General features: G+C 64.7%; 15 protein-coding genes. 1 reads left to right on the top strand and 14 read right to left on the bottom strand.

What is annotated here, in order from left to right; all coding sequences use genetic code 11:
- Window positions 1-16 precede the first annotated feature (16 nt).
- The 4 genes from OVA12_RS01725 to OVA12_RS01710 are packed head-to-tail and all read right to left on the bottom strand — an operon-like array spanning window position 17 to window position 4,331.
- The gene (locus OVA12_RS01725) at window positions 17-1,606 is read right to left on the bottom strand and encodes a gamma-glutamyltransferase family protein (protein WP_268133907.1); all 1,590 of its coding nucleotides are present in this window, start codon (window positions 1,604-1,606) and stop codon (window positions 17-19) included.
- 31 nt (window positions 1,607-1,637) lie between these two features.
- Window positions 1,638-2,144 (bottom strand): DUF2937 family protein, encoded by a 507-nt coding sequence (locus OVA12_RS01720; protein ID WP_268133905.1) that lies wholly within the window; start codon window positions 2,142-2,144, stop codon window positions 1,638-1,640.
- A 10-nt stretch (window positions 2,145-2,154) separates the two neighbouring features.
- A complete protein-coding gene (locus OVA12_RS01715) occupies window positions 2,155-3,129 on the bottom strand; it encodes a WD40 repeat domain-containing protein (protein ID WP_268133903.1) in 975 nt (324 codons plus the stop codon).
- 14 nt (window positions 3,130-3,143) lie between these two features.
- Window positions 3,144-4,331: a CobW family GTP-binding protein gene (locus tag OVA12_RS01710; protein ID WP_268133902.1), complete on the bottom strand. Its 1,188-nt coding sequence runs from the start codon at window positions 4,329-4,331 to the stop codon at window positions 3,144-3,146.
- Between the two features lie 248 nt (window positions 4,332-4,579).
- Here OVA12_RS01710 and OVA12_RS01705 point away from each other — a divergent pair, with 248 nt between their 5' ends.
- Complete coding sequence (locus tag OVA12_RS01705) at window positions 4,580-6,361, top strand: vWA domain-containing protein (protein WP_268133901.1); 1,782 nt, start codon at window positions 4,580-4,582, stop codon at window positions 6,359-6,361.
- 9 nt (window positions 6,362-6,370) lie between these two features.
- Here OVA12_RS01705 and OVA12_RS01700 read toward each other — a convergent pair whose 3' ends face one another.
- From OVA12_RS01700 to OVA12_RS01655, 10 genes are all read right to left on the bottom strand, one after another.
- Window positions 6,371-7,459 carry a LacI family DNA-binding transcriptional regulator gene (locus OVA12_RS01700; protein ID WP_268133900.1) on the bottom strand — a complete coding sequence of 363 codons (1,089 nt, stop codon included), beginning with the start codon at window positions 7,457-7,459 and terminating at the stop codon, window positions 6,371-6,373.
- 123 nt (window positions 7,460-7,582) lie between these two features.
- Window positions 7,583-8,119 (bottom strand): OmpA family protein, encoded by a 537-nt coding sequence (locus OVA12_RS01695; RefSeq protein ID WP_268133899.1) that lies wholly within the window; start codon window positions 8,117-8,119, stop codon window positions 7,583-7,585.
- 86 nt (window positions 8,120-8,205) lie between these two features.
- Window positions 8,206-9,129, bottom strand: coding sequence for a DMT family transporter (locus OVA12_RS01690; protein WP_268133898.1), 924 nt, complete (start codon window positions 9,127-9,129; stop codon window positions 8,206-8,208).
- Window positions 9,130-9,268: 139 nt separating this feature from the next.
- Window positions 9,269-9,790 (bottom strand): MarR family winged helix-turn-helix transcriptional regulator, encoded by a 522-nt coding sequence (locus tag OVA12_RS01685; RefSeq protein WP_268133897.1) that lies wholly within the window; start codon window positions 9,788-9,790, stop codon window positions 9,269-9,271.
- 126 nt (window positions 9,791-9,916) lie between these two features.
- Window positions 9,917-10,504 carry an NAD(P)H-dependent oxidoreductase gene (locus OVA12_RS01680; RefSeq protein WP_268133896.1) on the bottom strand — a complete coding sequence of 196 codons (588 nt, stop codon included), beginning with the start codon at window positions 10,502-10,504 and terminating at the stop codon, window positions 9,917-9,919.
- 2 nt (window positions 10,505-10,506) lie between these two features.
- On the bottom strand, window positions 10,507-11,088 hold the full coding sequence (locus tag OVA12_RS01675; RefSeq protein ID WP_268133895.1) for an NAD(P)H-dependent oxidoreductase: 582 nt from the start codon (window positions 11,086-11,088) through the stop codon (window positions 10,507-10,509).
- A gap of 131 nt (window positions 11,089-11,219) precedes the next feature.
- A complete protein-coding gene (locus OVA12_RS01670) occupies window positions 11,220-12,626 on the bottom strand; it encodes an FAD-binding oxidoreductase (RefSeq protein ID WP_268133894.1) in 1,407 nt (468 codons plus the stop codon).
- Window positions 12,626-13,987, bottom strand: a complete 1,362-nt coding sequence (locus OVA12_RS01665; RefSeq protein WP_268133893.1) for a cytosine deaminase — start codon at window positions 13,985-13,987, stop codon at window positions 12,626-12,628. The genes OVA12_RS01670 and OVA12_RS01665 overlap by 1 nt, the downstream gene beginning before the upstream one ends.
- A 3-nt stretch (window positions 13,988-13,990) precedes the next feature.
- On the bottom strand, window positions 13,991-14,848 hold the full coding sequence (locus OVA12_RS01660) for an ABC transporter permease (RefSeq protein ID WP_268133892.1): 858 nt from the start codon (window positions 14,846-14,848) through the stop codon (window positions 13,991-13,993).
- Window positions 14,849-14,901: 53 nt separating this feature from the next.
- Window positions 14,902-15,738 carry an ABC transporter ATP-binding protein gene (locus OVA12_RS01655; RefSeq protein ID WP_268133891.1) on the bottom strand — a complete coding sequence of 279 codons (837 nt, stop codon included), beginning with the start codon at window positions 15,736-15,738 and terminating at the stop codon, window positions 14,902-14,904.
- Between the last annotated feature and the right edge of the window lie 43 nt (window positions 15,739-15,781).

Here is a 15,781-nt window from a genome sequence, read left to right as displayed (position 1 = left end):
CCCGTTCAGGTCGTCATCAGGCCGTCGCTGCGCCGCCGTCCGCGCGCGGGTCGTGTGCGCCTTCCAGCCCGCCCCGCGCATTGCGGATGATCATGCCCGCGTGGCCCATCGTATCGGAATAATCCTCGCCAAGCACCACCACCTCGTGACCGGCACGCTCCAGCGCCCGCACCAGATCGGGATCGAACCGGGCTTCCAGACGCAGCGCCGTCGTCGCATCGCCCCAGGTGCGGCCAAGCAGCCAGCGGGGTGCGTCGATTGCCTCGCCCAACGGCATGCCGTTGAGAATGGCGCGGGTGAAGATGGCTGCCTGGGTCTGCGGCTGCCCCTCCCCGCCCATGGTACCATAGGTGACCACGCGGCCATCGGACAGGCGGGCCAGCGCGGGGTTGAGGGTGTGGAACGGCAGCCGTCCCGGCTCCAGCGCGTTCAGCGCCTCGGGGTGCAGCGAGAAACTGGCCCCGCGGTTCTGCCAGAGGATTCCGGTTTTCGGCAACAAACAGCCGGAGCCGAACTCCCAGTAGACCGACTGGATGAAGGAGACGGCGCAGCCCTTTGCATCGACTGCCCCCATCCAGATGGTGTCGCCGAGCGCCGACTTGACCGGCCAGTCCAGGGCGCGGCTCAGCGAAATGCCGGCCGCTTCCGCATCGAGCCAGGCGGCATCGAGGAATTTGGACGGCGGTTCGGGCAGACGGTCCGGATCGGTGACGATGCGATCCCGGACAAGGAAAGCGCGTTTCGTCGCCTCGACAAGACCATGAAGCATCGGGAACCCTTCCCGTGCCGGGACGTTCAGCCGGTCGTAGAGGCCAAGGATGATCAGTGAGGCGAGCCCCTGCGTCGGCGGCGGGGCGTTGAAGATTGTACCTGCTTTCGTCTGCAGCTTCAGCGCATGGCGGATGCGGGCCTCGTAGCGCTCCAGATCGGCCTTGGTGACCGGCGCGCCGATGCGCTCCAGATCGTCGGCAATCGAGGCGCCGACGTCGCCGCGATAGAAGTCGTCAAAGCCGGCGACAGTGAGATGATCCAGCGTGTCGGCCAACCGCTCCTGGCGGATCACGTCGCCGGCCTCCGGCGCCTTGCCGTCCTTCAGGAACACGGAGGCAAATCCCGGCTGGGCTTCGAGCTCGGCCAGCTTCTCCGCCGTCAGATGCGCCTGGCTGCGCGAGACAGTAATGCCGTCCTTGGCGTGGGCGATGGCTGCCTGCATCAGCTCGCGGCGCGGCATGCGGCCGCCGAGGCTGGCGGCTGCCTCATAGGCCTTCTGCCAGCCACCGACCGTGCCGGCAACCGTGAGCGCGGCAAGCGGTCCGCGCGTCGGCACAGTGCCGTGACCTGCACGGTTGTAGGCGGCAATGGTGGCTTTTGAGCCAGCCGGACCACAGGCGGCGATCACCTTGGGGTCCTCGCCCGGAGGGGCAATGAGCCAGAAACCGTCACCGCCAATGCCGTTCATGTGCGGATAGACGACCGCGATGGTGGCGGCTGCCGCGATCATAGCCTCGATGGCAGAGCCGCCCTCGGCGAGGATCTCCGCCCCTGCCCGTGCCGCAGCCATGTGCGGAGCAACAACCATTCCGCCCGATGAGGTGACGGTATCCATCCTAGTCTCCGTTCAGGATTGAGGTCGGGGATCAGCGGGGGCGCGGAACCAGAACCCGCCAGAGCCCGCGCAGGAAAGCCCCGATGAGCCGCAAGAGACCGACACCGGCGAGACCGCCGACGAGAGCCGTGACGATGCCTTCTGCCGTTGCCGGAACAGCCGGTTCGAAGTCCTGATAGGTCCCGCGCACGACATCGGCATCGGATGTGGTCAGGAACAGAAGGATGCGTCCGAACTGATCGGACTGGTCATAGGCATCCCGTTCGGCGCGCATGTCGGCGAGACGTTCGCGCATGTCTTCAAGCGAATGACCCTGGGCTGCGACGAGCGGATCACTGTTGCGCTTCAGCCGGGCCAGCGCCCCATCCACATCCAGACCGTTGCGCGCCGCATCTTCAGCGGTGACGGCCATGACCTGCTGCAGGGCATCAATGGCCCCGCCAAGCCGCTGCCGGTACTGCTGGGCAAATTCGGGCAGCTGGGATGTCGTCACACCCGCCAGAATGCCAACGGCGATCACGAAAGGCCTGGCGAGCATGGTGATCTCCTCACTCCAAAGCGATGACGCCAGCTTCGCCGTCCTCGGTGCCAAAGGCAATGCGCAGTCCGTCCCGGTCCCAGGCAAGGGACGACACCGGAGCCTTGCCGGGCCGACGCATGAGAACTTCCGCGTTGTCCGAGAAGCGGCACAACAGGATCATGCCGTCCTGATAGCCGACCACGGCAACGTCCTCCTTGGGATGACAGGCCACTGCCGTCACCAGGGAATCCGACCGTGTGCCAAGCTGCAGCGGCGCCTGGCCCATCGGGCCCGTCTTGCCGAAGAAGGGCCAGACAATCGCGGCATTGGCGCCAGAGGTTGCGAGATACTTGCCCTTTTGCGACCAGCTGACGGACTTCACCTTGGCCGGATACCCGGTCATGCGCATGTCCTGGCCATCCGACAGCCGCCAGCCATGCAGGGCACTTTCCTGCATGGTGGTGACAACATACTTGCCATCGGGCGAGAAGGTGACCGCATGATGCGCGCCGGGCCAGTCGAGCTGCTGCGGCGCGCCTTGCGTGTTCACCCACCACAGGGTCACGCCCTCATAGCGGGCGACAGCCAGACGCAGGCCCTTAGGCGCGAAGGCAAGGCCGCCGACCGCGCGGGCATGAGCGAATTCCTTCTCCTTGCCATCGGAGAGGCGGACGAAGGCCGTGCGGCCACTGGCGAAGGCAACAGCGCCCGAAGGACCGCAGGCGACCAGATCGATCCACTTGCGCGGACGCTCAGACAGGACCGTGACGGATCCGTCTGTCCGGACCTCGACGACCCGGCCATCGTCACCGCCAGTCACCAGACCCGATCCGTCCGGGCGTTCATCAGCCGCCAGCAGGCCGCCGGAATGGGCGGCCGCGTGGATCTGGGTTCCGGCAAGAAACACGACCTCTCCGCCACCAAGGGCGAAATAGGGCGTGTCCTTGAGAAAGCCGGCCCGGACAACGAAGCCCGAGACGTCAGCCGCAGCAAGCGTCGTCACGTCGAATTCTCCCGTCAGACCGCGCAGGCGGCGAAGCCCTGCTTCAGGGCATCGAAGTCCAGCTCGCGGCCGATGAAGACCAGGCGGCTCTCATGCGGTTCGCCTTCCTTCCAGTCGCGCTGGTGATCGCCCTCGACGATCATGTGCACGCCCTGCAGCACGTAGCGCTGCGCGTCATCCTTGAAGGCCAGGATGCCCTTGAGACGCAGGATCTTGGCGCCGTCTTCCTGGGTCACGCGGTTGATCCAGGGGAAGAACGTGTCCGGATCCAGCTCGCCGGCGCGCAGGGAAATGCTGCGGACGGAATGCGGGTCGTCATGGTGGTGGTGATCGTGATCGCAGTCCGGGCCGCAGACGTGATCATGGTCATGGTCGTGGTCATGGTGATGATCATGCGCGTGATGCCCGTGATCATGATCGTGGTGGTGATGATGGTCATGCGTGCAGTCTGGGCCGCAGGCATGGTCGTGATCATGATGATGATGGTCGTGGTCGTGACCATGATCGTGGTCATGATGGTGGTGATGACCGTGACCGGTGTTCAGGAATTGCGGATCCAGCGACAGGATGCGGTCAAGGTCGAAGGCACCACGGTCCAGCACCTTGGCGATGTCGATGGCGCAGCGCTCGGTGCGGTGACGCACGGCATATGGGTTGATCTTGTGGATCCGCGCCTCGACGGCGGCAAGTTCCTCCGGTGACACGAGGTCGGTCTTGTTGAGAAGGATCACGTCGGCAAAGGCGATCTGGTCCTCGGCCTCGCGGGTGTCGGCGAGGCGCTGCAGCACGTGGCGGGCATCGACGACAGCGACCACCGCATCGAGGCGCGAGGCGGCGCGCACGTCGTCATCCATGAAGAAGGTCTGGGCCACCGGGGCCGGATCGGCAACGCCGGTGGTCTCGACGATGATGGCATCGAAGCTGCCGCGGCGCTTCATCAGGTTCTGCACGGTGCGGATCAGGTCGCCGCGCACGGTGCAGCAGATGCAGCCGTTGTTCATCTCGAAGATTTCCTCATCGGACTCGACGAGAAGATCGTTGTCGATGCCGATCTCGCCGAACTCGTTGACGATCACGGCATAGCGCTGGCCGTGGTTTTCCGAGAGGATCCGGTTGAGCAGCGTGGTCTTGCCGGCGCCCAGATATCCAGTCAGCACGGTCACCGGAATCTGCTTGGTCGGCTCGGGTGCGGCAGTAGTCATGTGAGTGGGTCCTGAGATTGGTCCTGTGCGGCGACCGGATGGCGGTACACCGCCGATCCGATTCGCAGCGCGGAAGCTGAGGTCGAATTTGGACGCAATATAGGGTGTTGCGCCGCGAAGTTCACGCCTTTCGCATCAAACGTCCGCAGCCTTCGAAAAAACACAGATGCACCGCCATGCTTCGCCATCCGACCGCATCGGACCAGTTAGGGCAGGAACTGGGAATTCGACCTGAAAGGATGCCGCGCATGACCGTTCATGATTCCCAAGCCCCAGCCCCGTCTTCCGCTCCCTCGCCGCGCAGCGCCGCATGGTTGCGCCTGACCGGAGCCGGCCTTGCCGCCGGAACGGTTGGACTGATTGTGCTGCTTGCCCCCTGGCAGAACCGCGGAGCAGATCTGCCCTTGCCGATGCCGGAGCCGCAACCGGTCACCGACGCCATCGCCCCGCCCATGCCGCTTCCCGTGGCTCCCTCCGGCCTGACACGGGAACTGGCGGCTGGCAGCAGCGGGTTGACGCCGATGGCGGTGCAGAGCGTGTCCAAGATGGGCAAGCCTGCGGCCCCGGCGCCGGGCGTAGCCTATGAGGAACAGGGCCGCGACCGGTTTCCACAAGCCGAGGACAACCCGGTGCACCGCGTGGCGGAAACCCCGGTCTCGACTTTTTCGGCCGATGTGGACACGGCCTCCTATGGCGTGATGCGCGCGGCGCTGATGGACGGTGTGCTGCCTCTGCCGGACGCAATCCGCACCGAGGAGCTGATCAACTATTTCAGCTATGACTATCCGGCGCCGGCGAAGGACGCAGCGCCCTTTGCCACCAGCCTGTCCATCGCACCGACGCCCTGGAACAAGGACACGCGGCTGTTGCGGATCGGGCTGAAGACGGCCTTGCCGGATAGCAGCGCGATGCCGCCGGCGCGGCTGGTATTCCTGATCGACACCTCCGGGTCGATGGATGCACCCGACAAGCTGCCGCTCCTGAAGAACGCCTTCCGCCTGTTGCTGACGACGCTGAAGCCGGAGGACACGGTGGCGATTGTTGCCTATGCCGGCAGCGCGGGAACGGTGCTGGAGCCGACACAGGCCAAAGAAGGAGCCAAGATCCTAGCCGCACTGGAGCGTCTGGACGCCGGCGGCTCCACGGCGGGCGGCGAAGGCCTGCGCCAGGCCTATGCGCTGGCGGAAGCCGGCAAGGCGGACGGCAGCGTCAGCCGCGTGATCCTGGCGACCGACGGCGACTTCAACGTCGGCTTCACGGAAGTCGCCGATCTGAAGGCCTTCGTCGAGCGGCAGCGGGCGAGCGGCGTGACCCTGTCGGTGCTGGGCTTCGGCCAGGGCAACTACAATGACGAACTGATGCAGGCGCTGGCGCAGAACGGCAATGGCAATGCCGCCTACATCGACAGCTTGACTGAGGCCCGCAAGGTTCTGGTGGAAGAGGTCGGCGCGACCCTCTTTACGGTCGCGAGTGACGTCAAGCTGCAGGTCGAGTTCAATCCGGCCGAAGTGAAGGACTACCGGCTGATCGGCTATGAAACCCGCGCCCTGCGCCAGGAGGATTTCAGCAACGACAAGGTGGACGCTGGCGACATCGGCGCGGGGCACACGGTGACAGCGCTGTATGAATTTACGCCGGCGAGCGTGACCGGTGGCCTGACCGAGCCCTTGCGCTATCAGGTGACGCCGCCAGCAGCGCCGGCCGGTTCCCCGGATGAGCTGGCATTCCTTCGTATCCGCTACAAGACGCCCGGCGAAAACGAGAGCAAGCTGATCGAGCAGCCGGTGACACAGGCGATGGCCGTCGACAGCTTCGAGGCAGCCGACGCGGACTTCCGCTTTGCCAGTGCGGTTGCGGCCTTCGGCGACATCCTCAAGGGCGGCCGTTTTACGAGGGACTACCGGCTTGAGGATGTTGCCGCCCTGGCCCGCAGCGCGAGGGGCGATGACAGCGCCGGCCACAGGGCAGCCTTCATTGGCCTCGTCGATCTCGCCAAGACCGCAAGGCCTTTGGCGCCGTTGCCGCAATAGTCGCTACCCTCACGCCCCGAGGCGGCGGCCGTGGCGGACGCCAGGAGGTGGGGAGGAGTCGCGGATCTTCACGTCCGGTTCGATCAGGTGGCGGGTGACGAGGACGTCCTCGCCGCCGATCTGGCGCAGCATCAGGGATGCCGCCATGGAGCCGATGCGGTCGGCATGGCTGGCAACTGTGGTCAGCGACGGGGTCCGCGCGGCGGCACCATCGACATCATCATAACCGGTGACGGCCATGCCAGGCCCGGGCTCGACACCGGCCCAGCGCAAGGCTGGCATCATGCCGAGCGCGACCATGTCATTGAAGCACATGACCGCCGACGGACGCTCCGGCGCCGCCAGCAGACGCGGCACCACCGACTGACCGTCGGTCTGGTTCATAAGCTCGGGGATATCGAGCTGCGAATCCGGATCGATGCCGGCTGTGGCCAGCGCCCGGCGCCAGCCGGCGTTGCGGTCACGGCCCGTCGAGGTTTCGCGCCGCCCGCCTGCCATGGCGATGCGGCGATGGCCCTGGCGGATCAGATGCTGGGTGACGAGGAAGGCACCGGTCTCATCGTCGCCGCGCACGATGGGGGCGTTCGCGCCCTCGACATCGCGGCAGATGAGGGTGACGGAAATGCCCTGATCGATCAGACGGTTGATTTCTTCCGGGGTGGTGCCGACCGACGCGCAGAGGATGAGGCCATCGGCACGGTGCTGCAGCAGCGTGTCGATGAACACGCGCTGACGCTCGACGTTGTCGCGGTGATTGCAGATGAAGACCATCTGCCCCTGTCGCTCCAGCTCGTCCTCCAGGGTGGAGAAGATCTCGGCGAAATAGGGGTTCATGATGTCATGCACGGCGACGCCGACGATCTGCGTGCGCGAGGTGCGCAGCGAGGCGGCGGAGCGGTTGTAGATGTAGCCCACCTGCCGCGCCATGTCCTTGACCTTGTCGCGGGTGGTCTTGGCAACAAGCGGAGAATCGCGCAGCGCGAGCGAGACGGTGGCGGTTGAGATGCCGAGCCGCTCGGCGATGTCGCCCAGCGTCAGGCGGCGGCCGCGCGGTTCGTCGGGGTGAACCCCTGAACCAGAACCCGGATTGTCGCTCATGCGCGCCACCTCAAACGTTCCCCGTGCGGGGCCTATCGCTGGCGCAGATACTCGCGCCGTCGTGATTCCCGCAAGGTGAAAGTGTGCCGCGCGATTGTTGCCGGTGCAACCGATGCCGCAACCTTAGCGCTGCGGCGCGGTGTCGTCATACTCTTCGCGCAGGTTGACGGTAACACGCCGGTTGAGCCGGGTGCACTCGGCAGGATCACAGTCCGTCTCCGGCCGCTCGATGCCATAGCCCTTGATCCAGATCCGCTTCGCCTCGACGCCCTCGGCGATCAGGAGGTCGTAGACGGCCTTGGCGCGGCGTTCAGACAGGCGCTTGTTGGCAGCCTCCCCGCCCGGTTCATCGGCATGGCCCTGGATCTTCGCCAGCCAACGCGGGTTGGCCTTGAGCCATGCCGCCTGGCGCAGAGCGATCTCGCGACCCTTCGCGTCAAGCTCGGCCACGCCTTCGGCAAAGAAGATGCGCCGGCCGATGTCGAGCATGAATTCTTCCTCGGTGCCCGGTGCAAAGCCGGCAGCCTGCGACGGGGTCTGCGGCTTTTCAGCTTCACTGATGGCCTGACAGCCGGACAGGATCCCGAGGCCGAGAACAAGCACGGCAAGGAAGCCGAAGCGGACTTGCGCAAAGTCATTCATCTTACGAACCGCCTGCATGTTCGCCCCCCGAAGCGCAAGCCTGAAATGTGGCGACATTTGGCAAGGCGATGGCAGCCGCGTCAACTCCAGAAGGGACGATCAGCTCACCTCTTCTTCACCACCTGCTCACGATAGAGAATGTAGAGCCCGGAGGCGACGACGACGCTGGCGCCGATGATGGTGGAGCTGCCGGGAATGTCGCCGAACACCAGGAAGCCAAGTCCGATCATCCAGATGATCTGCAGATAGGTGAAAGGCGCCAGAAGCGGTGCGGGCGCGCGGCGGTGCGCTGCGATGAAGATCCAGTGGCCAAGGCCACCCCAGACACCGGTCGACAGCAGCAGCACCCAGTGGAACAGGTCCGGCGGATTGACCCAGACGGCGAGCCCAGGCCCGGTCATGGCGATGGACGAGATGACGGCGGGGATGACCAGCATGCCGATAGTGGAGTTGGTCGCGGTCAGCATGCGTGTCATGAGCGCATAGAGCGCGTAGCACAGCATCGAGGCGACGGAATAGATCACCGCCCAGTGCATTGCCCCGCTGCCCGGCTGGACGATGATCAGCACGCCGATGAAGCCAACGAAGATTGCCACCCAGCGCCGGATGCCGGCCCATTCGCCGAGCAACGGCCCTGCGAGTGCGGTGACGACAATGGGACCGGCAAAGAAGATCGACATGGTTTCGGCCAGCTGCAGGTACTGCACGGCCAGGAAGTTGAACGAGGTGGTGCCGAGCATGGTCAGGCCGCGAACGAACTGCAGCCACGGACGGTCGGTGCGGAAAATCTCCGGATGCGCCCACATGCGGAACATGAAGAAGGCGATGACCAGATGGCTGACGAAGCGCAACCAGACAATCTGCAAGGGCGGCAGATGGCTGTAGGTGGTCAGATACTTGGCGGTGGCATCCAGGATGGAAAAGCACAGGCAGGTCAGCAGGATCATGCCGATGGCAATGAGCTGCGAACGCTTTTCCGCCGCTGCCTCGCGGTCGGTTGGCGCAGGCGGCGTAACAGGCTCGGTCATGGTCTTGTGTCCGCAGACGGGAGGGCGGGTCATCCGGCAGCGCAGAATGGCCACCGGATGAGTCTCACACTAGCCCTGTCCCCGCGCAGCCGAAAGATCTTGCGGGGCAAAAGCGGTACGCTGTGACCGCAAACCTGTCTCAGGCCTCGACAGCCAGCGGCACCACTGTGGCGATCGGCGCATCGTCGTCGAGATCGTCGGTGTCGTTGTCGAGTTCCGGATCGATCTCGGTGGTCAGCGACAGGTTCTTCTCGATCTGTCGCAGCAGCTTGCGCAGCTTCTTGCGATCCTTGTCGTCGAGACCGGCGATCGCTTCCTTCTCAAGGCGCTTCCAGGCCTTGTCCACGGACAGGACCCGGTCGCGGCCCTCATCAGTGAGGAAAACGCGGGCGAGACGGCCATCGGTCTCGGAAACCTGACGGCGAACGAGACCCTGGGCCGACAGCCGGGTCACCATCTTGGTGACGGTGGGCGGCTGCACGCCGAGAGCGAGAGCCAGCTGGCTCATCGTGCGGCCGTCCACGTCGGACAAAACCTTCAGCACCAGTTCCTGCCCCGGGTGCAGGCCAATGCGCATCAAATGACCGCCTGAGCGAGCCCGCTGGGCCTTGGCCGCCTGCAGCAGACGGAAAGTCACGCTCTTCTTGTAACTGAATGCCATCGTCGATCACTCCACTGCCGGTTGGCAAAGCCTAGCTTGCGACCACGCGGGAACCCAGTCCCGCGCGATTCGTCGCGACACTAGCCGCGTTCCTTAACCGTCAAATGACAACCGCGTGGCGGCGGCTCAAAACCGGGCAAGTTTCCTGCGAACCTTTTCAAGGTACTGCGCCCGGCTTGCCGGTGTCGAGCTGTCCATCGTGTAGTGAGCCAGATAAAGGGTCTTGCAACGGGGGGCACACAGGACGCGCATGCCGCGCAGGAGCGTCTTGCGGCCAGGCTCACCCATCAGCTTGGACACCCACCAGGTCGCACCGCAGGTGGTCACCACGGCAATCTTGCGGATGTGCTGCATCTTCGGCCGCATGCCGGTCGTCTCGGTCGGCATCTCGAAGGTGACATGCGGCACCCAGACCCGGTCGAGCCAACCCTTCAGCATGGCCGGCAGGCCGAACCACCAGGTCGGGTAGACGAAGGTGATCATCTCGCACCACAGGATCGCCTCGACGTGGCGCTCGACAGGGCGCACGTTGTCACCCTCGTCGTGATAGCCCCGCCGCTCGTCTGCACCCATGGCAGGCTGGAAATTCTCGCCATAAAGGTCAATGACCCGGAGCTCATGCCCGGACGACACAAGCGTCGAGAGCACGGTTTCCTTTACGGCGGCGTTGAAACTTTCCGGGCAGGGATGGCAATAGACAACCAGCACCCGCATGTTCAGAAGACCTCCATTGTCTTGCGGACTTTCATGAGAAAGGCGGACCGGGCCGCATCGGTTGCCCGGTTCATGTCGTAGAGCGCGAGATAGCGCATGCGAGCGAGGGGATGGATGACGGCCCGCAGAACGCGGGTGCCGAGCTTGCGCGGCGGATCACCAACAAGGAAGGCCCTCAGCCGCGAGCCGCCATAAGTGGTGACGATGGCCAGCTTGCGGATGTTGGCGAGCGCCGGCACGACCTTGCCGTTTTCCATCCGGAAGGACACGCCGGGCAGGAACACCCGGTCAAAGAAGCCCTTGAGGATTGCGGGATAGCCAAAATTCCACACCGGATGCACGAGGACCAGCGCTTCGGCGGCCAGAAGCCGCTGCACGTAAGGCGCAACGCTGTCCCGGTTGTGTTCCAGGTCGTGATAACCGAGCCGCTCTTCCCGCGTCAGGCGCGGATCGAAGCCCTCGGCGTAAAGATCGCAGTCGTCCACCTCATGTCCGGCGCGTTCGAGCGCCCCGCGCACCTCGGCATGCAGGGCCGCGGCGAAACTGGTCTCGACCGGATGCGCATAGAGCAGGAGCACTTTCATCAGACCACTCCAGGCGGGATCATTCTCGACTCGGCCTTGCGGGGAGCAAGGCACTGCTGCGGCCAGCCGTCAGGGACGGCCCGGATCCGGCGGGACCCAGGGCGGCCGTCTGACGGGACCGGACCGAAGGGTCAGGCCGGGGTGAGGCCTGAGAACAGGAAGACCTTGCCGGAGGTGAAATCGTAGGACGGATCTTCCCACGCGATCATCTTGCCCGGATTGAGCAGACCCTTGGGATCGGCCTCGCGCTTGAAGGCGAGCTGAACCGCATCCGTCTGCTTCATGCCGCCTTCTTCCAGCGTGTAACGATGCGGGTTGAAGATCGGGCAGCCTGCCTCCTCGTGCAAGCGGATGATCTCGTCGAGCCTTGCCTCCGTGGTGTAGCGCACGACCGGCAGGCCGAAGCAGGTGATCTTGCCATCAAAGCGCACGAACTCCAGATGGCCCGGCACCTCGTCGCCGAAGAGTTCGGTCATCTTGCGGACTTTGGCCACCTGGTCCGGATAGGGATAGAGAACCTGCAGATAGGTAATGGCCGGATCGACGCGCAGGCCGCGCAGGGTGGTGTGGTTCCACGCAAGTTCATAAGCCGGAGGCAAGGTCTTCAGCGTCGCCTCGTCTGCCTCGTCAGAGCGATAGAGGATCGAGGCGCGGCCATGCGAAGCCGTGAAGGTGGCGAAGGCATCCATCGCGAAAGGCGCGACCATGATCACCACGACCGACTGGTCCTTGCGGATGAACTTCTGGTGCCGGAGAAAATACTCATGCGGCAGCGGCGCGGCGATGGGAGCAAGCTGTTTCAGCAGGATGCCATCCTGATTGGCCAGCGCATCGGCATAGACGACGCCATCCATGAAGTCGTCGAAGCCAACGATGACATCGACCCAGTCATAGGCCGAGGTCAGCGGCATCTCGACCTCGGTGATCACGCCGTTGGTGCCATAGGCGTGCATGACCTTGGACAGGTCCGCGCCCTTGAGATGCAGCACCCGCGGTTCGGCTTCCATGGTGATGACCTTGAGGCCCAGCACATTGCCGAGATCCCTGAGGCCGCCCCAGGAAATGGAGCCGACCCCGCCAGATCCGCCAGCGATGAAGCCGCCGATGGTCGCGGTGCGATAGGTCGAGGGATGCAGGCGCAACTCCTGACCGGAATGGGCGCGGGTTTCCTCGTCAATCTTGGAGATGATCGCGCCGGCTTCGGCCACGACAACGCCCGGGCGAACCGACAGGATACGGTTCATTTCAGCCAGGTTGAGGATGACGCCGCCCGACAGGGGCATGGCCTGGCCATAGTTGCCGGTGCCGGCGCCGCGCGTCGTGACCGGAATGTCGAGGGCATAGCAGGCCTTCAGCACCCGGATGACCTCGGCCTCGGACCTTGGCGTCACGACGAGGTCGCCGGTGACGTGATCGAGCTGCTGTTTCAGCACCGGCGAGTACCAGAAGAAGTCACGGCTCTTCTGCTTAACGATCTGCGGATTGTCCTCGATGGCAAGGCCGGCCAGCTCGGACTTCAGGGTGTCGATAGCGCTCATCAGGCAACTCCTGCCAAGGCTTTGGCCAGGGCTTTGGGACGCGCCGCAAGGACGGCGTCCAGTTCACGGTAATCGGGCAAGGTCCGGTCGATGGATCGGCCGGAGCGGATGACGGTGCGCGGGCCGGACGGGCGGGCCAGCAGTTCGCTCCAGTCGCGGGCGCGGAACAGCATCAGATTGGCGGGAGCGCCCTCCCTGAGGCGGCCCTGTTCCGGGCGGCCGAGCAGCTCGGCCGGGGTGGTGCTGACAGTGCGGATCCAGTCGCCGACCGGATGATCCAGCTGCAGGATGCGGGTTGCCTGGGTGTAGACCTCGACCAGATCGAGATCGCCATAGGCGTAGAAGGGATCGCGCGTGTTGTCGGACGAGACGGCAACGGCAATGCCCCGCGCTTTCATCTCATGCAGCAGGGTGACCCCGCGCCAGCGCGGCGTGCGGCCGGCCTGCCGGTCCTGAAGATACATATTGCACATGGGCAACGAGACGATGCCGAGCCCGGCCTTTGCGACCAGATCCAGCGTGCGGTCGATCTCGTCTGGCTGCTGGCGGGCTAGCGAGCAGCAATGACCAACGACGATCCGGCCCTCGAAGCCATTGCGAATGGCGGCCTCGGCAATGTGATGCAGGGTGCGGGCGTTGCAGTCGCCGGTCTCGTCGGCGTGGAAGTCCAGGTCGAGGCCGCGATCCGAGGCGGCCACCATCATTGCATCGAGGTGTTCGTCAAGACGCGGGATCATGTAGGTGACGGCGCCCAGCACGCCCCGCGCCGCTGCGACCCTGTCGGCAATGGCGGTCAGGAACCCGTCATCCGTGTCCAGCCGGTCTATGCCAAACAGGCATGCGGCCTGCAGGTCGATCCGCTCGCGCCAGTCGGCACGCACTTCCTCGAACACGGGCCAGGAAATGCTCTCCTGCGGCGGGATGCTGTCGAGGTGTGTGCGGATGAGCGACGTGCCATGGGCAAAGGCGCAGCGGAGCGAGAACTCCATGCGGGCGCGCACATCCTCTGCAGTCCAGTTGGCGGTGCGATCCGCGCCAACCGCGGTGAGCGCCCCCATGAAGGTGCCATCCGGATTGGGCTGGCGCGGGCTGATATGCCCCTTGTCGAGATGGGTGTGCATGTCGACGAGGGTTGGCAGGACGAGGCCGCCGTCGAGATCATAACTGTAATCACCACAGACCGGTGCACGGCTGCCGGCGGGCGTGATCGACAGGATCGAACCGTTTTCGAACTCGATATCGACCAGAATGAGGGCGGCAGGATCAGGCCCGGCCACGGCTACCGGCAAAAGCGCGGCGGGAACGCGCGCCTGCCTGAGACAGGCGGTGCCGCGAATGGGAACAGCGAGGACTTCGCTCATCTCTCAATTCTCCCGGCGGATGGCACTTTCATGCCACCGGCGCAACAGAAGGTGGGAAATCGCGCTGGTGAGCGCAAAAATGACGACGCCCGTCAGGGACAAGAGCAGCAGGGCCGCAAACAGGCGGGGAATGTTGAGGCGGAACTGGGATTCCAGCAGCCGGTAGGCGAGGCCCGACTGGGCACCGGCAGAACCGGCGGCAAACTCGGCCACCACGGCGGCAATGAGCGCCAGGCCGCCGGCGATCTTCAACCCGGCGAGAAAGTAAGGCAAGGCGGCAGGGAGCTTGAGATAGCGCAGGGTTTGCCAGCGGCTGGCGCCATACATCTCGAACAGGTTGAGCAGGTTGTGATCCGTCGACTTCAGCCCTTGCGTCGTGTTGGACAGGACAGGAAAGAAGGCGACAATGAAGGCGCAGATGAGCAGGGCCGTCTGCGTCGTCGGGGCATAGATCAGGATCAGCGGCGCGATGGCCACGATCGGTGTCACCTGCAGGATGACCGCATAGGGGTAGATCGCAAGCTCGACCCAGCGCGACTGGGTCATGAGGATGGCGAGGCCAACGCCGCCGATGAGGGCAAGACCCAGCGCCATGAAGGTGATCTTCAGCGTCACCAGAAGCGCCGCCGAAAGGATCGGCCAGTCGTTGACGAGCGACTGCGCCACGCGTGCCGGGCTTGGCAGGATGTAATGCGGCACCTGATAGGCCGCGACATACCAGGCCCAGACCACCACCAGCAGCCCGAGCATCAACGCGGGAATGGCAAGACGCAGCAGCCGTTCGGCCAGATCATCGGAGCGGACGGGCAAGGGCGGGGTATCGGCAGAGGCGAGCACGGCACCCGTTTTCGGGCCAGACATTGGGCCAGACTTTGGGCCGGGAGCGGACCCGGCCTTTGCAGGATCAAGCAGGGTCATAGATGGTCCCTCGCATCCATGGCGGCGTGCAGCGCGGCCGATGCCTGACGGCAATAGTCATTGTAAACGGGAGAGGTGCGGAAATCCTCGTCCCGCGGGTAAGGCGCATCGATGCGCAGGTCACTGACCACACGCCCGGGACGCGCCGCCATGACGACGATCCGGCTGGAGAGATAGACGCTTTCGTAGACAGAGTGCGTCACGAAGAGCACGGTCCAGCCAAAGCGTTCCCACAGGCGAAGAAGATCATTGTTGAGCTTGAAGCGGGTGATCTCGTCGAGGGCGGCAAAGGGCTCGTCCATCAGGAGCAGCTTCGGCCGGGTGACCAGAGCGCGTGCGATGGAGACCCGCATCTTCATGCCGCCTGACAGCTCGCGCGGATAGGCATCGCGAAACTGATCCAGACCGACCATCGACAACGCCTCCATCACCGGTTCGTCTGCGGCCTTGCGCGACGCGCCCTTGAGGCGCAGCGGCAGCCAGACATTCTCGAACACGGTGGCCCAGGGCATCAGCGTCGGCTCCTGGAAGACAAAGCTGATTTCAGGCTCCGGCTGACCGACCGCATTGTGCTCGGAGGTTGGCCAGTCGAGGCTGCCGGAAGAGGTCTCGCCCAGCCCGGCAATGATGCGCAGGGCTGTGGACTTGCCGCAGCCGGAGGGGCCGAGAAGACTGATGAATTCGCCCTGCCCCACATCAAGGGTCATGTCCTTGAGGGCGATGGTGCCGTTGGAGAATGTTTTCGAGACACCGCTTAGACGGACAAGCGGACGGGATGACGCCATCACCGGCCCGGCGGCAGCCGGGCGGGAGGCTTCAGGAACTGCGGACATGAGACGCTCGGGCTCCGGTTGACCAAAAGCGAGGGAGGCAAAG

Origin of the sequence: Pannonibacter sp. SL95, assembly GCF_026672425.1 — a bacterium.
Classification (GTDB): Bacteria; Pseudomonadota; Alphaproteobacteria; order Rhizobiales; family Stappiaceae; genus Pannonibacter.
The sequence above is the reverse complement of the archived record's forward strand: the minus strand, read 5'-3'. Positions and strand labels throughout refer to the sequence as shown.

Excerpts from the sequence above, each read along its gene's own strand:
- OVA12_RS01690 (WP_268133898.1), bottom strand. The coding sequence starts at position 9,129 with ATGACCGAGCCTGTTACGCCGCCTGCGCCAACCGACCGCGAGGCAGCG.
- OVA12_RS01710 (WP_268133902.1), bottom strand. The coding sequence starts at position 4,331 with ATGACTACTGCCGCACCCGAGCCGACCAAGCAGATTCCGGTGACCGTG.
- OVA12_RS01685 (WP_268133897.1), bottom strand. The coding sequence starts at position 9,790 with ATGGCATTCAGTTACAAGAAGAGCGTGACTTTCCGTCTGCTGCAGGCG.
- OVA12_RS01665 (WP_268133893.1), bottom strand. The coding sequence starts at position 13,987 with ATGAGCGAAGTCCTCGCTGTTCCCATTCGCGGCACCGCCTGTCTCAGG.
- OVA12_RS01695 (WP_268133899.1), bottom strand. The coding sequence starts at position 8,119 with ATGCAGGCGGTTCGTAAGATGAATGACTTTGCGCAAGTCCGCTTCGGC.
- OVA12_RS01680 (WP_268133896.1), bottom strand. The coding sequence starts at position 10,504 with ATGCGGGTGCTGGTTGTCTATTGCCATCCCTGCCCGGAAAGTTTCAAC.
- OVA12_RS01660 (WP_268133892.1), bottom strand. The coding sequence starts at position 14,848 with ATGTCTGGCCCGAAAACGGGTGCCGTGCTCGCCTCTGCCGATACCCCG.
- OVA12_RS01675 (WP_268133895.1), bottom strand. The coding sequence starts at position 11,088 with ATGAAAGTGCTCCTGCTCTATGCGCATCCGGTCGAGACCAGTTTCGCC.
- OVA12_RS01725 (WP_268133907.1), bottom strand. The coding sequence starts at position 1,606 with ATGGATACCGTCACCTCATCGGGCGGAATGGTTGTTGCTCCGCACATG.
- OVA12_RS01670 (WP_268133894.1), bottom strand. The coding sequence starts at position 12,626 with ATGAGCGCTATCGACACCCTGAAGTCCGAGCTGGCCGGCCTTGCCATC.
- OVA12_RS01705 (WP_268133901.1), top strand. The coding sequence starts at position 4,580 with ATGACCGTTCATGATTCCCAAGCCCCAGCCCCGTCTTCCGCTCCCTCG.
- OVA12_RS01700 (WP_268133900.1), bottom strand. The coding sequence starts at position 7,459 with ATGAGCGACAATCCGGGTTCTGGTTCAGGGGTTCACCCCGACGAACCG.
- OVA12_RS01720 (WP_268133905.1), bottom strand. The coding sequence starts at position 2,144 with ATGCTCGCCAGGCCTTTCGTGATCGCCGTTGGCATTCTGGCGGGTGTG.
- OVA12_RS01655 (WP_268133891.1), bottom strand. The coding sequence starts at position 15,738 with ATGTCCGCAGTTCCTGAAGCCTCCCGCCCGGCTGCCGCCGGGCCGGTG.